The 20692-nt window shown below is 54.8% G+C and carries 15 protein-coding genes; 11 read left to right on the top strand and 4 right to left on the bottom strand.

The window, feature by feature from the left end:
* Nucleotides 1-79: 79 nt before the first annotated feature.
* Entirely contained in the window at nucleotides 80-466 is a 387-nt protein-coding gene (locus tag I6L44_RS13490) for a YgiW/YdeI family stress tolerance OB fold protein (RefSeq protein ID WP_005335826.1), read from the bottom strand.
* 254 nt (nucleotides 467-720) lie between these two features.
* Between I6L44_RS13490 and I6L44_RS13485 the strand changes: the two genes are divergently transcribed.
* A complete protein-coding gene (locus I6L44_RS13485) occupies nucleotides 721-1758 on the top strand; it encodes an SGNH/GDSL hydrolase family protein (protein ID WP_216952085.1) in 1038 nt (345 codons plus the stop codon).
* 265 nt (nucleotides 1759-2023) lie between these two features.
* On the top strand, nucleotides 2024-3061 hold the full coding sequence (gene ompA, locus I6L44_RS13480; RefSeq protein ID WP_005335824.1) for a porin OmpA: 1038 nt from the start codon (nucleotides 2024-2026) through the stop codon (nucleotides 3059-3061).
* A 131-nt stretch (nucleotides 3062-3192) separates the two neighbouring features.
* Here ompA and I6L44_RS13475 read toward each other — a convergent pair whose 3' ends face one another.
* On the bottom strand, nucleotides 3193-4215 hold the full coding sequence (locus tag I6L44_RS13475) for a GGDEF domain-containing protein (RefSeq protein WP_019445736.1): 1023 nt from the start codon (nucleotides 4213-4215) through the stop codon (nucleotides 3193-3195).
* 134 nt (nucleotides 4216-4349) lie between these two features.
* Here I6L44_RS13475 and rnr point away from each other — a divergent pair, with 134 nt between their 5' ends.
* The 6 genes from rnr to I6L44_RS13445 all read left to right on the top strand — a co-directional run bounded on the left by rnr (nucleotide 4350) and on the right by I6L44_RS13445 (nucleotide 14844).
* The gene (gene rnr, locus I6L44_RS13470; RefSeq protein WP_042052453.1) at nucleotides 4350-6737 is read left to right on the top strand and encodes a ribonuclease R; all 2388 of its coding nucleotides are present in this window, start codon (nucleotides 4350-4352) and stop codon (nucleotides 6735-6737) included.
* 740 nt (nucleotides 6738-7477) lie between these two features.
* On the top strand, nucleotides 7478-10318 hold the full coding sequence (locus tag I6L44_RS13465) for a hypothetical protein (RefSeq protein WP_216952084.1): 2841 nt from the start codon (nucleotides 7478-7480) through the stop codon (nucleotides 10316-10318).
* Between the two features lie 26 nt (nucleotides 10319-10344).
* On the top strand, nucleotides 10345-12744 hold the full coding sequence (locus tag I6L44_RS13460) for a hypothetical protein (protein ID WP_216952083.1): 2400 nt from the start codon (nucleotides 10345-10347) through the stop codon (nucleotides 12742-12744).
* Between the two features lie 263 nt (nucleotides 12745-13007).
* Complete coding sequence (gene rlmB, locus I6L44_RS13455; protein ID WP_216952082.1) at nucleotides 13008-13757, top strand: 23S rRNA (guanosine(2251)-2'-O)-methyltransferase RlmB; 750 nt, start codon at nucleotides 13008-13010, stop codon at nucleotides 13755-13757.
* Between the two features lie 2 nt (nucleotides 13758-13759).
* A complete protein-coding gene (locus I6L44_RS13450; protein WP_139495086.1) occupies nucleotides 13760-14332 on the top strand; it encodes a Crp/Fnr family transcriptional regulator in 573 nt (190 codons plus the stop codon).
* Nucleotides 14333-14388: 56 nt separating this feature from the next.
* Nucleotides 14389-14844, top strand: a complete 456-nt coding sequence (locus I6L44_RS13445; RefSeq protein WP_042032604.1) for a GNAT family N-acetyltransferase — start codon at nucleotides 14389-14391, stop codon at nucleotides 14842-14844.
* Between the two features lie 284 nt (nucleotides 14845-15128).
* Here the strand turns inward: I6L44_RS13445 and srmB are convergent, their stop codons facing one another.
* Nucleotides 15129-16352: an ATP-dependent RNA helicase SrmB gene (gene srmB, locus I6L44_RS13440; protein WP_216952081.1), complete on the bottom strand. Its 1224-nt coding sequence runs from the start codon at nucleotides 16350-16352 to the stop codon at nucleotides 15129-15131.
* Nucleotides 16353-16471: 119 nt separating this feature from the next.
* Between srmB and I6L44_RS13435 the strand changes: the two genes are divergently transcribed.
* The 3 genes from I6L44_RS13435 (at nucleotide 16472) to brnQ (I6L44_RS13425) (ending at nucleotide 20385) form a co-directional block, all read left to right on the top strand.
* Nucleotides 16472-17182 carry a tRNA1(Val) (adenine(37)-N6)-methyltransferase gene (locus I6L44_RS13435; protein WP_216952080.1) on the top strand — a complete coding sequence of 237 codons (711 nt, stop codon included), beginning with the start codon at nucleotides 16472-16474 and terminating at the stop codon, nucleotides 17180-17182.
* 236 nt (nucleotides 17183-17418) lie between these two features.
* A complete protein-coding gene (gene brnQ, locus I6L44_RS13430; RefSeq protein ID WP_019445729.1) occupies nucleotides 17419-18678 on the top strand; it encodes a branched-chain amino acid transport system II carrier protein in 1260 nt (419 codons plus the stop codon).
* 429 nt (nucleotides 18679-19107) lie between these two features.
* Nucleotides 19108-20385 carry a branched-chain amino acid transport system II carrier protein gene (gene brnQ, locus I6L44_RS13425; protein ID WP_254204297.1) on the top strand — a complete coding sequence of 426 codons (1278 nt, stop codon included), beginning with the start codon at nucleotides 19108-19110 and terminating at the stop codon, nucleotides 20383-20385.
* A gap of 73 nt (nucleotides 20386-20458) precedes the next feature.
* Here the strand turns inward: brnQ (I6L44_RS13425) and I6L44_RS13420 are convergent, their stop codons facing one another.
* Nucleotides 20459-20689 carry a hypothetical protein gene (locus I6L44_RS13420; RefSeq protein WP_160882368.1) on the bottom strand — a complete coding sequence of 77 codons (231 nt, stop codon included), beginning with the start codon at nucleotides 20687-20689 and terminating at the stop codon, nucleotides 20459-20461.
* Between the last annotated feature and the right edge of the window lie 3 nt (nucleotides 20690-20692).

The following is a 20692-nucleotide window of genomic DNA, read 5'->3' as shown; positions in this document are numbered from 1 at the left end:
ACGCTGGGTTAACCATGCAAAAGGGCGCTTGATATCAAGCGCCCTTTTAACGTCTGGCCAGTTCGTCGTTGAAGTGGCCTTATTTGGCAATAAAGCCGCCCTTGGTCTGCGGGGCCGCGCCCACTTTCTCCAGGGTTTTCACTTCCACTTCGGTTTTGTTCCAGCTGTGGTCCACTTCACCACGGATGCGGATCTGATCATCCGGGCCCACTTCGGTGCCACGCCACACATCCTGATCCACTTCGACCTCCACCTCACCGCTGGCATCGCGGAACAGATAGTTCTCGCCGCCCAGGTGCTTGACCAGTTTCCCTTCCAGGGTGGCCCAGCTGTCATCGGCCAGATCTTTCAGTTGAGCAACGGAAACCTTGTTCTGCTCCTGCGGGCCGGTATAGGCCGCCATGGCAAAAGAGGAGACAGACATCAGGGTCAACAGTCCGATTACGCTTGCGCTTGCCTTGTTCATTTCATACTCCTGTCGTTGGTATGGGGGCATTGTGCCGGGGGGGGCGTGAAACAAGCGTGAAAGAAATAGGCTGGTGTGATTGTCTGTTTTGTGAGCGCAAGCGATTTCATCGGTGTCGGAACATGTGTGATTTCATCTGGAACTGTAATCTGTCGCCTTCACCAGAAGTCAGTGGCTACAGACTCTTCCCATGCCTGTCGCCACTCGAGGAGAAGTCCGCAGGTCTCACCTGCTTAATCGAAGAGCATAACAATATGAAAAAATGGCTTGTTTGTTTATTGGGGTTAATGGCATTGACCGCGCAAGCGGCAGAGGGACGCCAACCTTTTTCCCGGGTCGTGATGTTTGGTGACAGCCTCTCCGACACCGGCAAGATGTACAAGAAGATGCGGGGGTATCTCCCCTCCAGCCCACCTTACTTCAACGGGCGCTTCAGCAACGGCCCGGTGTGGCTGGAGCAGTTGGGTGATGAGCGTTTTCCCGGTCTGGTCGTGGCCAACGAGGCGGAAGGCGGTGCAACCGCGGTGGCCTATAACCATCTGGGGGCCCTGAACGGCTGGCTCGGTTTCTGGTCCTGGGACCCCAAATATCAGGTGATCAACAACCTCGATTACGAGATTGATCAGTTCCTGAAAAAGGACAAGTTCCGTCCCGATGATCTGGTGGTGATCTGGGTCGGTGCCAACGACTATCTGGCTTATGGCTGGAACACCGAGCGGGATGCGGATCGGGTGATCGATACCATCCGGCTGGCATCCAACCGGTTGGTGCTCAACGGCGCGCAGCAGATCCTGCTGTTCAACATCCCGGATCTGGGGCAGACCCCGTCAGCCCGCAGCATGAAGGTGGTGGAGAAGGTGCGCCATGTGGCCAGTTACCACAACCAGAAGTTGCAGAACCTCACTCGCGAGCTGGCTCCCCTTGGCATCGTGAAGCTGTTCGAAGTGGACAAGCAGTTTGACGAGATGATGCGCGATCCTCAGCAGTTCGGGCTGAGTGACACAGAACACGCCTGCTACGGTGGTGGCTATACATGGAAGCCGTTCTCCGGCAGCGCCGCCGAGGTGGCTGCGACCCCGGCTTTAAGTTTCTCCGAAAGAGTGGCTATTGCCGGTAACCCGATCCTGGCGCAGGCGGTGGTGAGCGGGCAGGCAAAAGGGCGAGCAGCGACCCTCAACTGCGATGAGCATATGTTCTGGGATCAGGTGCATCCGACCAGGACGGTGCACAAGGTACTGAGCCAGCGTGTTGCTGACTTTATCGATCAGCACTACGAGTTTGTTCGTCACTGATATCGCTTCGGGCCAGCATGTTGCTGGCCTTTTTCTCCTATCTGCCCTCATCTGTGCGTCTTTTTGCGTCACATTCAGTTCAAATAACAAACGTTTGTTGCTGTTTTTGTAACGTGGTTGCGTTAGAGTGTTTTTTGTTAATTGATATCAGTGACTTGAAAATAGGCTAACGTTGATATGCTGCGATCGCTTTTGGGTGGTTGCACCTATAAGACGAGGTGATATCAATCAACCTCCTCCTACATAAAGTTGCAGAGGCTCAAACATGAAAAAATCATTGATTACCTTGCTGGTTACCGGCTTGCTGGCGGCCAATGCCCAGGCTGCCGGTCAGGACAACACCTGGTATGGCGGTGCCAAACTGGGTTGGTCCAACTTCTACGGCATTGATGAAAGCAATGCCCTGACCCTTGGCAATGAGACCAACGATGCTTTGGGTGCAGGCGTGTTTGGCGGTTATCAGATCAACAAAAATCTGGGACTGGAGCTGGGTTACGACTATCTGGGCAATTACAAATACGATGCCACTACGGCGGCAGGCGCTTTCAGTGATGAAGTAAAAGCACAGCTGGCTCAACTGACCCTGAAACTGGGCTTCCCGGTTACCGATAATCTGGATCTGTATGGTCGTGTCGGTGGCGGTTATGGCTGGGCTGACACCAAGAGCGATGTCTACAAAGATGACAGCCGCTTTGTCATGGTCGGAGCACTGGGTGCCGAGTATGCATTCAACCTCGACTGGGCAGCTCGCCTGGAGTATCAGTACACCACCCCGTATGGCAGTCGTGATGATACCGGTTTGAGAATGGATAACGGCCTGCTCTCGCTGGCAGCGGTTTATCGCTTTGGTCAGGTTGCCCCTGTGGCGCCAGCCCCGGCTCCGGAACCTGCTCCTGCACCTGTGATGGTTGAGAAGCAGTTTACCCTGAGCTCCGATGTGCTGTTTGACTTCAACAAGGCGACCCTCAAGCCAGAGGCCAGTCAGGCATTGGATAGCCTCTATAGCCAGATTGAAGAAGCACGACCCAAAGATGGCGTGGCAACCGTAATTGGTCACACCGACCGTATCGGTTCCGATGCCTACAACCAGAAGCTCTCCGAACAGCGTGCCCAGACCGTTGCCAACTATCTGGTTGGTAAAGGGATCCCGGCCGCCAAGATCAATGTGGAAGGGCGTGGTAAATCCTCACCGGTTACCGGCGACAGCTGCGTCAGCAAGTCCAAGCGTGAGCTGATCGTCTGTCTGGCTCCGGACCGCCGTGTTGATGTGAAAGTCGAAGGTGTCAGCGAGGTACAGGAGTAATCCTTCACACTGAGCAGAGTTCCACTGGGGCTGGAATGAACAGCCCCTGTCGGAGCAAGAGAGACCAAAAAGCCAGTCAGTTGATCTGACTGGCTTTTTACATTGGCATTGCGGTCGGGCAGGGGACTAAATCAGGAAGGAAGCGGCATCACCCGGTTGCGCCCCAGCTCCTTGGCCTTGTAGAGCAGCTTGTCGGTACGTTCGACCAGACAGTCTGCGCTCTCCTGACCGTTGAACTCACCCACGCCAAACGAGGCTGTGATGTGATCGATGCGGCGGCCCGATTTGCGATCCAGAATCGACATCCGCTCGATGGCGCGGCGCATGCTCTCCGCCATCTGTCTGGCCAGCGCCAGCGAGCGATGGGGGACCAGCATGGCGAACTCCTCCCCACCCAGCCGATAGGCGGTGACCCCCTCCTTGCAGGCATCGCGCAGCCGTTTGCTGAAGGCGCGCAGCACCTGATCGCCGAGCAGGTGGCCATATTCGTCGTTGAAGTTTTTGAAGCGATCGATATCGGCGAGGATCAGCGAGAAGGGGTGCTGGCTGCGGATCAACCCCTCCAGCTCCAGATCGAAGGCGCGGCGGTTGAGCAGGTTGGTGAGGGCATCCTCGTTGGCCAGTTTGCGTGTCTCGTTGAGCGCGGCCCGCAGCTCTTTGATCTCTTTCTCTGCATTGCTGAGCTGGTTGCGAAAGTGCATGGTGGACATGCGCACATCCCGCGACTCGCGCACCAGCTCCCGCAGGATCCCCATGGTGTCTTCCAGGCTGAAGCCCTCGTCATCAATGCGGCTGAGCTTGTCAAAACTCTTGTCGAGCATCTCCTGAAACATGCCGGTATCGGAGATGGCGTCCTGCATGGAGTGGCCTAGCTCGTTGGCCATGGCGGCGAGGCTCAGTTTCATCGCCTCCATCTGCTTCTCGTCCTGAGCGGCCAGATACTGGTGATAGAGTCGCTCGCAGGTGGTGAGCGAGCAGGTTCCCTGCATTTTGACTGCCTGATCGATCGCTTGGTTGAGCTCGGGCATGCTGGCCGAGACATAGTTGTACCACAGGTGGTAATTGTCCGGCGTCGTGGGGATCTGGTACTTGATCATCAAAGGGACCGCCTGTTTGAGATAGGCGGCAGATTGGGCAAATGTGTCCTTACTCATGAGTTCTGTGTCTCATCATGCCAGCGAACTGAAGATAGTATGACAGAGAGATTGGCCAAAAGGCAGCCGATGGATGCCATTCGCCCCCCCCTCCGATATAATGGCACCGTTACCACCTACCCTAAGGCCTGCTTATGTCTCAAAAAGATCCTTTCCTCGAACGCGAGGCCGAAAAATACGATAACCCCATCGCCAGTCGCGAGTTGATCCTGGAACTCATCAAGGGCCATGAAAAGCCCATGTCCCGTGAAGAGTTGGCCAAGGTCCTCAAGCTGAAAGATGAAGAGCCGTTGGAAGCCTTGCGTCGTCGTCTGCGCGCCATGGAGCGTGATGGACAACTGGTATTCACTCGCAACCAATGTTATGCCCTACCGGATCGCCTGAATCTGGTCAAAGGTTATGTAATCGGCCACAAGGATGGCTTCGGTTTTCTGCGTCCGGAAGGTGGTGGTCCGGATCTGTATCTGAACAACCGAGAGATGCAACGCCTGATGCATGGCGATTACGTGCTGGTGCAGCCGACCGAGATTGACCGCAAGGGTCGTCAGGAAGCGCGTCTGGTGCGCCTGCTCAAGTCCCGTGAGGCAGACATTGTCGGCCGTTACTTCGTCGAGAATGGCGTTGGTTTCGTGGTGCCGGATGACAGCCGTATCGGCCAGGACATCATCATCCCGGAAGGGGAAAACAAAGGGGCTCGCCAGAGCCAGGTCGTGGTTGTGCGCATCAACCAGCGTGCCACTTCCCGCATCAATGCCGTCGGTACCGTACTGGAAGTGCTGGGCGAGAACATGGCGCCGGGCATGGAGATCGAAATTGCCCTGCGTACCCACGGTATCCCGCACACTTGGCCGGAAGAGGTGACCAAAGAGGTTGCCGGCCTCGGCGAGCAGGTGCCGGAGAAAGCCAAAGAGGGCCGCATCGACCTGCGCGCCCTGCCGCTGGTGACCATCGACGGGGAAGACGCCCGTGACTTCGATGACGCTGTCTTCTGTGAAGCCAAGCGTGGTGGCGGCTGGCGTCTGTGGGTTGCCATTGCGGATGTCTCCGCTTACGTGAAGCCCGGCACGGCGCTGGATGCCGAAGCGTATCAGCGTGGCAACTCCGTCTACTTCCCCGAGTTCGTGGTGCCCATGTTGCCGGAGGTGCTCTCCAACGGCTTGTGTTCCCTGAACCCGCAAGTTGACCGCCTCTGCATGGTGTGCGAGATGACCATCTCCGCCGCTGGCCGCATGTCCGGCTACAAGTTCTACGAAGCGGTAATGAACTCTCACGCCCGTCTGACCTACACCAAGGTTGCGGCGATCCTCGACGGCGATCCCAAGCTGCGCCAGCAGTATGATCCGCTGGTGGGCCACATCGAAGAGCTCAACAACCTCTACAAGGCGCTCAAGCATGCCCGTCACCAGCGCGGCGCGGTGGAGTTCGAGAGCGAGGAGACCCGCTTCATCTTCAACGCCCAGCGCAAGATCGACCGCATTGTGCCGCTGGTGCGTAACGACGCCCACAAGATCATCGAAGAGTGCATGATCCAGGCGAACGTGGCTGCCGCCCGCTACATCGAGAAGAACGAAGCCGCAGCCCTGTTCCGGGTGCACGACCGTCCGGGTGAAGAGCGTCTGACCGGTTTTCGTGACTTCCTGGCCGAACTGGGTCTGGAGCTTAAAGGCGGCCTTGAGCCCGAGCCGAAAGACTTTGCCGAGCTGGCTGCCAAGTTTGAAGGTCGCCCGGATGCGGAGCTGCTCTCCACCATGCTGCTGCGCTCCATGCGTCAGGCCATCTATCAGGCTGACAACATCGGTCACTTCGGTCTGGCGTTGAAGTCCTATGCGCACTTCACTTCGCCGATCCGTCGCTATCCCGACCTGATCCTGCACCGGGCGATCAAGTATCAGACCGCCAAGGAGCAACAGGGCAACCTGCGCCACAAGTGGACCCCGAGCGGTGGTTATCACTACCAGCTGGAAGAAGTGGACCCGATGGGCGAGCACTGCTCCATGACCGAGCGCCGTGCCGACGATGCGACTCGTGATGTGGCCGACTGGCTCAAGTGCGAGTACATGCTGGATCACGTGGGTGACGAGTTTGACGGCGTCATCGCCAGCGTCACCGGCTTTGGTTTCTTCGTCCGTTTGGCGGAGATCCACATCGACGGTCTGGTGCACGTCAGCACCCTCACCAACGACTACTACCAGTTTGATCCCCTGCACATGCAGCTGATCGGCGAGAACTTCCGCCGTCGCTACCGTCTGGGTGACAAGGTGCGGGTCAAGGTGATGGGCGTGAACCTGGATGATCGCAAGATCGACTTCGTGATGGTGGAAGAGCCGCTCAAGGCCACCGGCAAGAACGCCAAAGAGATGGCGCGCAAGCAGGCCGAGATCAAGAAAGAGAAGGCCAAGAGCGCCCAACGCCACGAAAAACGTAAAGAGGGCAAGGATCACGGCAAATCCGACAAGGGTGGCCGCGCCAAACCGAGCAACAGACGACCGAGCAAAAAAGCGCGCGACAAGGCCAAGGGATAAGCCCTCGGCCATGGCCTAGGTCCGGCGACCCGGGCTGAGGTAGTAAGGGGCTGATGTGATGGCCCCGGGTTATCTTCCCTAGCGCCTGATAGTCCCGGAAACGAAAAAAAAATCCGAACCCTGTTACCGGGGTTCGGATTTTTTATGGTCAGCGAGAAGGGGAGACTCAGATTCTGGGCGGCGCTCGGCCAAGATCCGTGCTTATGGCTAGGAACACAATCCCTGCGCGATTGCCACGCTATTGGCCGCTACGAGGCGCGTGGAAAGGTGGGTGTGTCCTATTTTTCATTTTGCCCCTTTAGTCTTGCTGCTCTACTTCGGTACTCCCCAAGCCGATTAATTTATTGATCTTGCTCAGGAAACTATCATCTCCTTCTTCCCTCCCCCGCTTTGCTCGCTAACATAGCCGTTTGGCAACATGAGCCAGGCCAGCACCACATCGCAGGTTAAAAGCTGCAGGCTGGAGTCTGTCACGCAGATCAAATTGAATTGATAAGCGATTAATGCCCATTACATCCCATCAAAATGTAACCCTCTCGATTTGATTGCCGAACAACGATGGGTGTCCATGTTAATTACTACTGACCCGCTCAACCCGCCTCGGCGATTTACAGGGGGAAAATACCATGCCCACCTGTGACTGGGGTGACTGGGGTGACTGGTTGCTGGTCTGTGGGCTGCTACGAGGTGCTCAGCAAGGCGGGTGCCCCATTTTTCCATCTTGAGCATTGCAGCAGTCAATGCTGTTTAAATTTAAAGCGCCAGTTCTGATGTACAGACTGGCCAAAAAACAAAATGACTGGATCGATACCGATATGACTGATACCAAGCAGGCTGAAAATCAAGAAAATTACGACATCATCATCGACTTGTTCGCCTCCAATCTTCCTGGCAGTACCAAAGACGGAGATCTGATCCAGAAAGCGCTGCGTGATCAGTTGGTTGAGAGCATTCGAGATTCGGTTACCCCGGCAGATGCTGATAAGCCTACGAATGTAACACGGGTTATTGATGAGTCTGGCCGTAATGTGTTCTTTGTTGATGGTACTCGTGGTGCAGGTAAAACCACTTTTATCAATAGCGTGGTCAAATCACTAAATGGTGACACAAGTGGTGCCAGCGTGAGCATCAAGTGTCTGCCGACCATCGACCCAACCAAGTTGCCGCGTCATGAACCTATTCTGGTCACGGTGACAGCCCGCTTGAATAAGATGGTATCAGACAAGTTAAAAGAGAGCTGGTCATCTAATAACCATAAAGAGCATAAAGAGCGTTGGCAGAATCATCTGGGGCAACTGAAGCGCGGGTTGCATTTGCTGACCGACAAGGAATACAAGCCAGAATATTTCAGTGACGCTTTGAAGCTGGATGCCCAGCTTGACTACTCCATCGGTGGTCAGGATTTAGCCGAGATTTTTGACCTGCTTGTTGAATGCGCGTGTAAGATCCTCGGCTGCAAGGCTATTTTGATCTCGTTCGATGATATCGATACCCAGTTTGATACGGGTTGGGATGTGCTTGAATCCATTCGCAGGTTTTTAAATAGTCAGAAGTTGGTGGTGGTGGCGACTGGCGATTTGCGTCTGTATTCCCAGTTGATCCGCGGTAAGCAATACGAAAATTACAGTAAAACCTTGCTCGATCAGGAAAAAGAGAGTGCCCGCCTAGCCGAGCGAGGATATATGGTGGAGCATCTTGAACAGCAGTATTTGTTGAAGCTGTTTCCTGTGCAGAAACGAATACAGCTCAAAACTATGTTGCAACTGGTTGGCGAAAAAGGGCGAGAAAATGGTTGCGAAAACATTAGCGTTGTATACGGTAAAGATGAGGATGGAGTAAAGGTTAATTCGGTTCGGAGTGCTTTAGAGAATATTGTCTCGAATGGTCTAAACATACGAACTGGCTCCGATCTTGATATGTATGTTGATGAGCTTTTGAAGCAGCCTGTCAGGTTGTTGATGCAAGTTATGCAGGATTACTATTCTCGGTTGCAAGCTTCAACGCTTTCTAAAAGTATGCTCCTGCGGGATTCGTTGTATGGTGCCATGCTTAGTAGTATATATCGAGCAGGGTTGAACTATGAGCAGCATCGTATTGGGATGGATTCGTTGTGTGATGATGTTTTTAGATATTCTCTCCAAGATCAGGAGGTTAATACTGGATTTTATCTTCGCCCTCAATCGAGTAATGAAGCTCTTAGAAATTGCTCTGTATATCTAGCATCCCAAGTGAGTGCTCTATGTGATGGGGGGCTTTCCCAGCTTCTTCAGTTAATGTTGGTCGGTTGTGGTAGTGTTAGTCTTTTTGATAGTGTTCAAAAATCAGTTGGAAATCAGGGGGGGCGCTATCGACAACCTCCGGATATTGAATTCAAATCATATATGTCCATTGGGCGGCGTGAAAGCGTAACAAATTGGGCTAATAGAAGTTGCGCTGTTATTTCTGATGATGGAAGTCCGAATACGTCTCCCGGTGTGTATCTTGGTATGATTCACATGAGTAAGAAAAAAAAAGCAGACTACCGTGCGCTTGATATTAATGCAGAGAGTGGGCTTGCAAAGGTTGCACTTGCCGCATCTTTGAGTTCCGCCTTGACGCCGTCTCCGACTGATTTTCTGTCCGTCTTTAATCTCATTGGTGCAATTGCTGACCTTGCAGATGTCGACACTGGTGTTTCTGAAATTGAAATAGCTGATACAGATGCTTCAAAGCTCCCTGATATATATAAAAAAATAACTTTTGAAAATGAACAATTTAGAAAGGCCGTTATAAAGGTTCTTGCAAAACCGACTTGTGTTGCTCCGTTGTGGTCTAAATATGCTGAAAAAGGAGCTGGCGAAGAGGTTGAGGAGCTGGATGTTGTTGATGAGCAGGATGTCAATGAATCCATAGTTCAGCTAATAAAATGGAATCGCCTTGTTAGACGAATATCCTCCAAAATAAAACCATCATCCATGCTCATAGGTAAGATTTGGACTCGGCTATTTTTCAATCTATCAAACGTTGCAGAAAAACATAAGTCTTTGCTGGGTAATGATCCCTTGGCGTTTGAGGGTAAATATGCGAAGCACACTAATGCTGCAAAAATTATGCGCTTCAATGTATTGGCTTTTCTTCATGCTGTTTTAGTGGAAGAGGATGCATATCATAGAGTTTGCGATAGTTCTGTTTCGCGTATTTCTGTGAATTTTAAGCAGAACCCGATTACATCAGTTGGTCAGTTAGTGACTAAATTGAAATCGATGGGAGAACTCTCGAATATAAGCAGCACTCATCCGATCTTTTACTCTATTTTAAAGTGTCCATTAGTGCATCCATTTATTTTTCCTTTGGGTAGTATTAATTCGGCGGATCATTTGCTCTCTCAACAGGAAAAAAATCTTCTTGCTCTGTTAGATGAAATTATTGGCGATGGATTTAATGATAAGGTCAACTTTAGTGCTGTGGAGTCTTTAAATTCTTCAAAACCTGTATTGGGATTTAGATTTCTGAATGTTTCAGGTATTGCTGCTGCACCATATGAATCAAAGAAGAAGAATGAAAGTGAGAATACCCCAGCTAATCCAGTGGCAGATAAATAATGCTGGTAATTGTTTAAGGATTGGGTATGGAAAGGTTTCTTCTTAACTCGACAGTACTATTGCATCGGCTGAGTAACGTCTCGTTGGATGAGGTATCACTTGATGACAGGGTGGAGTCATCTGTGTTCCTAGCTCAATACGAGCAGACGCGTAGCTTGCCTGATCATGTAGCCAAATCGGCTTGGTCATCCTTGGCACAACAACTCAAACAGCGAAATATGAAACTTGGCCCAATTGCGGCTTTGCGTTTTATCGCTGAAAAATTTGTTAAAAACGAGAAAGGTGGCCCCAAAACCGATCTTGCTTTGTTCTCGGAATGGCAAACCTTGATGAGTAGGGTGTCGTGTCTGCCGATTCTGGCGTGCCATCATGTGTTTAATCCTGGTCCTGCCAGTCAGGATTACAACTTTCGCTGGCCTTTGTATCCCTATCATCCGGCGGTTGAGGATTACCTTACCCGTGAGCGGCTGAACGAAACTCATCAACATCTGAATGGCAGTACCAGTGCGGAAGAGTGTTGGTTGGATGCACTCAAACACCCAGAAGTGACAGTCAGAGATTTCGAGAAGGGCTGGGCGGTTCAAGAGATGAAACAACTCTGTGCCCAGATTGATCCCTCCCTGACGCCTGTCATCTTCAGGGATCGTTTGCAGATCGCCTGTAATATTCGCGAAATTCTTTGCCGGGTAGCTCAGGGCATGGTGTTGCCTGATTGGATTGTGTCATTGCAGCACCCGCAGCAGTTGGCGGACAGCACCATTCTGCATAATGACCAGGAGTACGGGTTTACGACGGTTTGGCCAACAGATGACAAATACAGTCAGGAGTCTGAATTTTGCTGGCTAAGCGGGCTGTTGGAAAAATGGCGCTATGGTGCGCCAGAAGGATTGGAACGACTGCTTTGGATTTACCTGCTAATTCAGAATCAGTATCTGACCCTGCTGGTTCAGCGAGACGATTTTTTCGGGTTTGATCAGTTCCAGAAATACACCATGACTGAGCTGAGAGAAGAAACCGAGAAATCTTATTTGTCTCGTTTCAAACATGCACATGGTGCCGGCGTGTATTCTCAGGTGCGTTATCTGGAAGGGCGTTTTGCTCCGAAGAGCGACCCCGACAAAATGCAAAAACTGATCTTCAGTGTTTTGCGTGGGTATTGGGAATACCTTAAAGGTCACATGACCGTAGACTGGGAACATCCCCAGCCACTCAATATCACCCAGGTGCTAGATAATCTTGAGCAGGTTAAGCCTGACAGTATATGTGCCGAGCTAGCGCTGGTGCCGCACTTCATCAAGAAAAAGCCCCAAAAGGATGAAGTCTATCCCTACGCGTTGCTGTTCAAGGATGTAAAAAATCAGGCAGCTATCCTGATGGAGATCCTGAATCATGAGCCACGTTTGACCCGCTGGATTCGAGGTGTGGATGCCGCTGCCAATGAGATGCACGCGCCACCGGAATTGTTTGGTCCCTTGTTTCGGGTGCTGGCCAAATCCGGTATTGCTCATTTTACCTATCATGTTGGCGAGGACTTCCCGCATCTGATCAGTGGTATTCGCTCCATTGATGATGCCTTGAGGTTTTTGCCGTTGCGTAATGGTGACCGTCTTGGTCACTGCACTGCCATTGGCATCACGCCTAACATCTGGAAACGCTCTTTGCCATCGTCTCTGTCCATGACTAAAGAGACGCGATTGCTCGATTTGGTATTTATCTGGCGGGAACTTCGCAATCATCCACAGCTACTGCGTTACGCCAGTGATGCAGCTATTGAAGCGGTTCGTTTGGCCCATAAGGTGTTTTCGCTGGAAGACGAGATCTCGATTACCACCCTTGAGCAGGTGTTTGATTTGCGAGGCGTGTTGGCTGAATCGGAAGGTCTGCTGGGTGAATTGGATGGGCCATTAAAGCCCGAATCCCTCTGGTTGGAAGAGTACGAGCGCGCTAGAGAGTTGGCTAAAGTGGCGGGCATGAAAAGGCCGCTGAAGCTGTATCGGCAATGGCTGACAGATGACAATGTGCGAAAGCAGCGAAATGAATACATTGATGTCACCCTGGAATATTTACCGGATGAGGCGTTAGTTTCGTTGCAACAGGCGGTGATGGCAAAAATGGCAGACCGAAACATCGCGATTGAGTGCCCTCCGACCAGCAATACCCGTATCAGCCAGTATCGAGATGTTAGCGAGCATCATATCTTTCGTTGGATGGGTTTGCCGGGTGAGGCAATTAAAGGTGATGTCCCTATGTCTATTTGTCTGGGATCTGATGATCCGGGGATCTTCGCCGCGGATTTGAAATCCGAGTTCTACCATCTGTTCGTTGTGTTAACCCGAAAGTTCGGTTTGTCGCCAGCGGAGGCTTTGAGAAAGGTGGCGGAGGTGAACGAGAATGGGCGGATTTATCGCTTTCACGATGTCAGGTAGTGAAGTTGGGATACCCACCGTTTTGAGCACCGCGTAGCGGCTAACAGGCCATGATTGGCTTGTCGCCACGAGCCACTGAAGAGCTCGATATAGCGGCAGGCGCTTGGCCGAGCAGCTTCCTCCTCCCTAGATGCCGGCGTCTCTGGTATGATGCGTCATCATTTAGCGACCGGTGACGAGACCAGCATCATGGTGGTCAGGCTGCCGGTACGGCCATTTTTCTTCGGGGCGCATTTATGCGACCCGACCTACGGATCTTGAACATGAGTACTGAACTGATCTACGGCATTCACGCTGTCACCGCGCTGCTGGAGCGCACTCCCGAGCGCTTCATCGAAGTGTGGGCCCTCAAGGGGCGCGATGACGACCGGCTGCAACCCCTGTTGGCCGAGCTGGAGTCCCTCGGCTTGCGCGTGCAGAGTGTGAACCGCAAGACCCTTGATGACAAAGCGGAAGGCAACAATCACCAGGGCATCATGGCCCGGGTGAAAGAGGCGCCGAAGCTCGCCGAGCACGATCTGGCCAGCCTGCTGGACGAGCTGGCGGCACATGAGAACCAGCCCTTCCTGCTGGTGCTGGATGGCGTTACTGACCCGCACAACCTCGGCGCCTGCCTGCGCAGCGCCGATGCTGCCGGGGCTCATGCTGTCATCGTGCCGCGGGACAAGGCCACCGGCCTGACCCCGATCGTGCGCAAGGTTGCCTGTGGCGCGGCCGAAGTGGTGCCGCTCATTCAGGTCACCAACCTGGCCCGCACCCTGCGCGAATTGCAGGAGCGCGGCGTCTGGATTGTCGGCACCGCTGGCGAGGCCGATCACGACCTCTATCAGGCCAAACTGACCGGCCCGATGGCGCTGGTGATGGGAGCTGAAGGCAAGGGGATGCGCCGTCTGACCCGCGAGCACTGCGATGAGCTGGTGAGCATCCCGATGGCGGGGGCGGTATCCAGCCTCAATGTCTCGGTGGCAACCGGCGTTTGCCTGTTTGAAGCCGTGCGTCAGCGTCGCGGTTAATCATGCTGACTGACAGACCCCCCTTCGATTGGGCGCAGGTCGCAGATAAAGAGGAGGCCGCGCGCCTCCTCTCTTTTGCCCGCCCGCTGACCCTCAGCCCAAAAAGCTGCCTCTGGCACGCTGGCGACAGCCCGGATCTGCTGGTCAGGGTGGAGCAGGGGCTGCTGCGGGCCAAGCTGGTGTTGGAGGATGGCCGCGAGTACATCAAGGAGTTCTACTGGGAGGGGGACGAGTTTCTCGACTTTCACCACCTGCTCAGTGGCGAGCCAGCCCGCTACAGCGTGGAGGCGCTGGAACCCTGCCATCTGCAGCTGTTCAGTCTGGCCGACCTGCGCCAGCTGCCCGGCTGGCCGCGCTGGTATCAGCACCTGTTGGAGGTGCAGTTGCGCATCAAGGAGGAGAAGGAGCAGTTGCTGCTGACCGGCAGCCCGCAGGCGCGCTATCAGCACTTTCTCGACAGCTTTCCCGCACTCGATGCCAGAGTGCCCGACCACCAGATCGCCGCCTATCTTGGCATTACTCCCATCAGCCTGAGCCGCATTCGCAAGCGACTGAAAGAACTTAACAAAGGTTAATGCAGGGCGCTGGCGCCACGATTATGCTGGCAGGCCGAACTGATAAGGAGTTGCCTATGAACTGGATCCTGAAACCCTGGTCTGAACTGACCACTGACGAGTTGTATGAGTTGCTGGCGCTGCGGGCCGAGGTGTTCGTGGTGGAGCAGACCTGCCCCTTTCAGGATCTGGACGGGCTCGATCGCCGCGAAGGGGTCTGGCACCTGCTCGGCTATCAGGGCGATCTGCTGGCCGCCTATGCGCGGATCATGGCGCCCGGCATCGGCGACGAGAGTGGCGCCGCCATCGGTCGGGTGGTGACCTCACCCAAGGCGCGCGGCGGTGGTCTCGGTCACCAGCTGATCGGCGAGGGGGTCAAGGCGTGCGAGGCGCGCTGGCCGACCCACAGCATCTGGTTGGGGGCGCAGGCCCATCTGCAAGGCTTCTACGGCCAGCACGGTTTTGTGGCCGAGGGGGAGGGGTATGTCGAGGACGATATCCCCCATATCGGCATGCGCAAGACGGTGGCCTGACAGGCCGGCAGCATTCGCGTGATTCATTGCCCGGATCGGGCGATGGCCCGACAGGGGGTCTGACGGGCAAATTGATGCCCTGATGATCGGATGAGGTTCACTATAAGTTTTGGTTAGAGCATTCAGCTAAAACCCATAAATTAAATTTATAGTGAGCCGTTCTGGCTGCAAATAGCCCTGCAACGGCGGTGGCGAGCCCGGAGCAATACAGCTCCGATTGGCCAGATAGACAGAATGCAGAAGGGCCATCCCGCGGGATGGCCCTTCTCTTTATCGCCAGGCGATCACTTCTTCTTTTTCTTCTTGGCGGACTTCTTCTTGTCGACCGGCTTTTTCTTCTTCACCGGTACCCGCGCTTCCTTGTGTTTCGGGCGCAGCTCGTCGATCACCCGGCGCTTGAGGCGCTCTTCGGTGTAGCGCTCGATCTTGGCGACCATCGCCATGTCGTGGGCTTCCACCAGGCTGATGGCACAGCCACGGTTGCCGGCGCGGCCGGTACGGCCGATCCGGTGGACGTAGACATCGGCGCCGTAGGGCATGTCGTAGTTGATGACATGGCTGACGTTCGGCAGGTCGATGCCGCGGGCGGCGACGTCGGTGGCGATGAGGAAGGGTACTTCCCCTTCGTGGAACTTGCGGATCGACTCGATACGCTTGCTCTGCTCCATCTCGCCACGGATCCAGGCGCAGGAGATACCCGCAGCCTGCAGCTGGCCGGAGAGCTCCGCCAGACGCTCGCGCGTCTTGACGAAGATAATGGCTTTCTGGGTTTCCTGATCTTTCAGAATATGGGTCAGCAGCGCCAGCTTGTGGGCGGCATCATCAGCCAGATGGATCCACTGGGTAATGGGTCGACGTTCGCTGCGGGGCGGTTCGGCGTGCAGCTCCACCGGATCCTTGAGGATCTCGTTGGCGAACTTCTCAAGGCCGGCACCTTCCAGGGTGGCGGAGAAGAGCATGGTGTGCTTGCGGTAGCGCGCCTCTTCCACGATGCGGTTCACATCCTTGATAAAGCCCATGTCCAGCATGCGGTCCGCTTCATCCAGCACCAGCACTTCGATGTCGTGGCTCTCGAACTCCTCTTTCTCGATGTATTCGAGCAGACGGCCCGGGGTGGCCACTACTATGTCGGTGGTCTTGGTCAGGGCAGGCAGCTGCTCTTCATGGCTGACGCCGCCGATGATGGTTTCGATGCTGAGGTTGGTATGGGCCGCCAGCGCCTTGGCGTGGGCGGTCACCTGCAGCGCCAGCTCGCGGGTCGGGGTCAGGATCAGCATGCGGCAGGGGCCCGGCTTGCGGCGCGGGAAGTCCAGCAGGTGCTGGAGTGCCGGCAGCAGGAAAGAGGCTGTCTTGCCGGTACCGGTCGGAGCGGATGCCAGAATATCGCGGCCGTCCAGGGCTGGCTCCAGCACCATCTGCTGGATGGTGGTGGGGCGGGTGAATCCCATCTCGGCCAAGGCCCGGTTGAGGGCTGGGTGCAGGTCGAAATCATCAAAGGACTGGCTCATGGCAATACTCGGTCATTAAGGAAACGGCAGATTATAGGCGATTATCTCGTCGGCTCCTATTGGTGAGTGTGTCTTAGCCGCTATAATCGCCCACCATTTTTGCAGATGACGGGGACCAGATGGGACGTAGTCGCGGATTTACCTTCAAACAGTTCCATATCAATCACGATCGCTGCGCCATGAAGGTGGGTACCGATGGCATTTTGCTCGGTGCCTGGGCGCCGGTCGAACAGGCGCGTCGAGTGCTCGATATCGGCACCGGCAGCGGCCTGATCGCCCTGATGCTGGCCCAGCGCAGCAGATCTGACTGTCGTCTTGATGCGGTCGAGCTGGATATTAATGCGGCCAGCCAGGCGCGGGAGAATGCGGCGTCCTCTCCCTGGGCCGATCGGGTAACCGTCATAGAGAGTGCCATTCAGGATTATCAGGCTGCCCCTTACGATCTTATCGTCTCCAACCCTCCCTATTTCGTGGCAGGCCAGTCATTTAGCGATCCGGCGAGGGCGTTGGCCCGCCATACCGGCGCCCTCGACAGCCACGCATTACTGGCGGCCTGCGATCGTTTGTTGAGCCTGAACGGGCAGGTGGCGCTGGTGCTGCCGACGGCGATGGCCGATGAAATTTTATGCATTTCGGCGAATTATGATCTGCATGGCATTTGTTATACAGCTGTTATCACCAGAGAGGGTAAAGAGGCAAATCGTGTTTTATTGCTACTTGGCAGAGGATTAAACAGGTGTGAGAGGGGTGAAATTGTGATCCATTCTGCTGATGGGGCCTATTCCGACAGATATATCCAACTGACCAACCCCTTCTATTTGAAGATGTAAATTTCGTCTTGAACTATTTTTTCACGCCATTATGCTGGTTCCAGATCGAGCGCCCGCTCCAGACCAGCTAAAACCACTGGTTGCGATGAAAAAACATGCGGGGCTCTTTTTTTATACCCCCTGAACACACCCGGTCAGCGACCGATAAAAACTATAACAAGCAATAATTTACAAGACAGACGAGGTTGAACTTGACGAAATCACTCACATTGTCCGATGTACTCGGATTAGGGTTTATGACCTTCGCCTTCTACTTGGGCGCCGGTAACATCATTTTCCCGCCGTTGGCCGGTTACATGGCTGGTGAGCACCTCTCCCTGGCGATGTTTGGCTTCCTGGTCACTGCCGTGGGCCTGCCTCTGGTGACCATTCTGGCCGTGGCGAAAGCCGGTAACGGCTGGGCTGGCATGACCAAACTGCTGCCTGCCGGTGTCGCGACTGCGCTGGCCGTTGCCATCTACATCATCATCGGCCCGGCCTTTGCCGCGCCCCGTACCGGTCTGGTTGCCTACGAGATGGGCCTCAAGCCGTTCATCGGTGATATGGGGCAAGCGGGTCTGGCGGCCTATACCGTGATCTTCTTTGGTGTGGCCATTCTGGTCTCCATGAACCAGGGCAAGCTGATGGACGCCATCGGCAAATACCTGACTCCGGTACTGATGCTGCTGCTGCTGACTCTGGCGATCGGTGTATTCGTAGCACCGCAAGGCTCCATGCCTGATGCGTCCGGTGACTATCAGAACAGCCCCTTCGTGAAAGGGATCCTGGAAGGCTACAACACCATGGACACCCTGGCGTCCCTGATGTTTGGCGCCCTGATCGTCGATCTGCTGCGCCAGAAAGGCATCAACGATTACAAGAGCCAGTTCAAGTATCTGGCCATTGCCGGCCTTATCTCTGCCGTTGGTCTGAGCGTGGTGTACGTCTCCCTGTTCCAGCTGGGTAACACGGCAGCCGGTGTGGCGACGGATGTCAGCAATGGTGGCGCCATCGTCAACGCCTACGTACTGAGCCTGTTTGGTCAGCCGGGTCAGTTCATTCTGGCGGCCATCATCACTCTGGCTTGCTTCACCACTGCCGTGGGCCTGATCTCTGCCTGTTCCGATTTCTTCCACAATCTGACCGGCATGGCTTACAAGAAGCTGGTGGTGTTGCTGGGCGTTATCTGTGCCGTGGTGGCCAACGTGGGTCTGAGCCAGTTGATCAGCCTCTCCATTCCGGTGCTGGTTGCCATCTATCCGGTTGCCGTGGCGCTGGTGCTGGTCACCTTCCTGAAGGGTTACTTCGGCCGCCCCCGTCTGGTGTTCCGTGGGGTGTTGATGGTTGCCTTCCTGTTCGGTTGCCTGGATGGTCTGGGTGCTGCCGGTATGAAGATGGATGCGTTTGCCTTCCTGCCGCTGTTCGACAAGGGCCTCGCCTGGCTGATGCCGACCCTGCTGGCCTGCGTAGTTGGTGTGATGGTGCGTCCGACCGAGATGGCTGCCGAAGCTGCCTGATCACTCCCGATCTGATATTGCCAAGAGCCTGCCCCGTGCAGGCTCTTTTGTTTTCCGTCACTCTGCATTGTGTTTTGCCGGGTTGTGATGGTCACTGCCGGTGACGCTTGCCTGTTCCGCGCTTTTGCTGCCTGTTCTCGCCTCTTTGCTCAATCTCTCTTTGCATCATTTTGAGAGGGGCAAATTTGTTGGTGATTAATTCTGTTTGTTTAAATTGTTTCAATATATTAATTTGCGATTGAGGTTTGATTCCTTTTCTTTATGCTGAATGCGCAATTCTTGTCCGGTATCCGTACGAGAGAGAAGCAAGAGACATTGTTACCGGTTATCTGCCAGGCAGTGGGTGCAATCAATAACAAGCTGATAAGGCAGATGAGGTTGGGTTTGACGAAATCATTGAAGTTGTCCGACGTATTCGGACTGGGGTTTATGACGTTTGCCTTCTATCTGGGGGCTGGCAATATCATTTTTCCGCCGCTGGCCGGTTTTATGGCCGGTGAGCATCTGCTGGCCGCCATGTGCGGCTTTTTGCTAACGGCAGTGGGCTTGCCGCTGATCACCCTGATTGCGGTGGCCAAGGGGAGTTCGGGGGGCGGCGCGAGTGGCTGGACCGGAATGACCCGCTATCTGCCCGCCGGGGCAGCGACGGCGCTGGCCATCGCCATCTATATCATCATGGGGCCCGCCTTTGCCATTCCCCGCACCGGTCTGGTCGCCTACGAGATGGGCCTCAAGCCCTGGCTTGGCGATACCGGTCATGAGGGGCTGCTGATCTACACCCTGAGTTTCTTTGCGCTGGTGATCATGGTGGCGCTCGATCGGGGCAAACTGCTCGATGCGGTTGGCAAGTACCTGACTCCCGCCCTGATGGCGATGCTGCTTATTCTGGCGGTCGGGGTCTTTATCGCGCCGCAGGGTACCATGCCCGATGCCAGCGGTGACTACATCAGCGCTCCGCTCACCAAGGGGATGCTGGAGGGGTATAACACCATGGATACCCTGGCATCCCTGATGTTTGGCGCCCTGATCATCGGGTTGCTGCGCCAGAAGGGGATCGAGGATTATCGCAGCCAGTTCAAATACCTCACCATTGCGGGCCTGATCTCGGCGGTCGGGTTGTCGGCGGTCTATCTCTCCCTTTTCCAGCTTGGCAACAGTGCCGGTGGGGTGGCGAGCGACATCAGCAACGGCGGTGCCATCGTCAATGCCTACGTCCTGAGCCTGTTTGGTCAGCCTGGGCAGCTTATTTTGGCGGCCATCATCACTCTGGCCTGTTTTACCAGTGCAGTAGGCCTGCTCTGTGCCGGAGCCGATTATTTCCAAGATTTGACTGGCTGGACTTACCACAAGTGGGTGATGCTGCTGGGGGCTCTCTGCGCGCTGGTGGCCAATGTGGGGCTGAGTGAGCTTATCAGTCTCTCCATCCCGGTGCTGGTAGCCATCTACCCGGTTGCCATTGCACTGGTGCTGGTGACCTTCCTCAAAGGGTGGTTTGCCCAGCCACGGCTGGCGTTTCGTGGCGTGCTGCTGGTCGCCTTCCTGTTTGGCTGTCTGGACGGACTGGGCGCTGCTGGTATGGCTATGGACGGCTTTGCCTTCCTGCCGCTGTTCGACAAGGGACTTGCCTGGCTGCTGCCAACTCTGCTGGCCTGCATCGTTGGCATCTTGATGCGACCAAACGGAAAGCTGGCTGCCGAAGCGGCTTGATTCAGGATCAACGAGATAGCAAAGAGGCCAGCATCTGCTGGCCTCTTCTGTTTCTGCCGGATCCGTTACCGGATCAGATTTGCGGGCCTGCTGGCTTGGGTTTGCCATCCAGACCATACCAGTGGGTTTCTACCCGTCCGGCATGCCACTCGAAGGTGCCCCAGGGCTGTTTGGTTTCCCAGCGCGGGAAGTTGATGAGAACCCGGTTATCTTCGTACTTGTAGAGGGAGGTGCTGATCTGAATGTCCGACAGGATCAACAGTAGTGCCCAGCAGATGAAAATCCATTTCAATGCTTTCCACATAGG

The organism is Aeromonas sp. FDAARGOS 1414 (assembly GCF_019047065.1).
GTDB classification, from domain to species: Bacteria; Pseudomonadota; Gammaproteobacteria; order Enterobacterales; family Aeromonadaceae; genus Aeromonas; species Aeromonas veronii_A.
This window is presented reverse-complemented; position numbering and strand designations above follow the sequence as displayed.

Excerpts from the sequence above, each read along its gene's own strand:
- I6L44_RS13475 (WP_019445736.1), bottom strand. The coding sequence starts at position 4,215 with ATGAGTAAGGACACATTTGCCCAATCTGCCGCCTATCTCAAACAGGCG.
- rnr (WP_042052453.1), top strand. The coding sequence starts at position 4,350 with ATGTCTCAAAAAGATCCTTTCCTCGAACGCGAGGCCGAAAAATACGAT.
- I6L44_RS13485 (WP_216952085.1), top strand. The coding sequence starts at position 721 with ATGAAAAAATGGCTTGTTTGTTTATTGGGGTTAATGGCATTGACCGCG.
- I6L44_RS13420 (WP_160882368.1), bottom strand. The coding sequence starts at position 20,689 with ATGTGGAAAGCATTGAAATGGATTTTCATCTGCTGGGCACTACTGTTG.
- rlmB (WP_216952082.1), top strand. The coding sequence starts at position 13,008 with ATGAGTACTGAACTGATCTACGGCATTCACGCTGTCACCGCGCTGCTG.
- I6L44_RS13460 (WP_216952083.1), top strand. The coding sequence starts at position 10,345 with ATGGAAAGGTTTCTTCTTAACTCGACAGTACTATTGCATCGGCTGAGT.
- brnQ (WP_254204297.1), top strand. The coding sequence starts at position 19,108 with ATGACGTTTGCCTTCTATCTGGGGGCTGGCAATATCATTTTTCCGCCG.
- I6L44_RS13465 (WP_216952084.1), top strand. The coding sequence starts at position 7,478 with ATGCTGTTTAAATTTAAAGCGCCAGTTCTGATGTACAGACTGGCCAAA.
- ompA (WP_005335824.1), top strand. The coding sequence starts at position 2,024 with ATGAAAAAATCATTGATTACCTTGCTGGTTACCGGCTTGCTGGCGGCC.
- srmB (WP_216952081.1), bottom strand. The coding sequence starts at position 16,352 with ATGAGCCAGTCCTTTGATGATTTCGACCTGCACCCAGCCCTCAACCGG.
- I6L44_RS13445 (WP_042032604.1), top strand. The coding sequence starts at position 14,389 with ATGAACTGGATCCTGAAACCCTGGTCTGAACTGACCACTGACGAGTTG.
- I6L44_RS13450 (WP_139495086.1), top strand. The coding sequence starts at position 13,760 with ATGCTGACTGACAGACCCCCCTTCGATTGGGCGCAGGTCGCAGATAAA.
- I6L44_RS13435 (WP_216952080.1), top strand. The coding sequence starts at position 16,472 with ATGGGACGTAGTCGCGGATTTACCTTCAAACAGTTCCATATCAATCAC.
- I6L44_RS13490 (WP_005335826.1), bottom strand. The coding sequence starts at position 466 with ATGAACAAGGCAAGCGCAAGCGTAATCGGACTGTTGACCCTGATGTCT.
- brnQ (WP_019445729.1), top strand. The coding sequence starts at position 17,419 with ATGACCTTCGCCTTCTACTTGGGCGCCGGTAACATCATTTTCCCGCCG.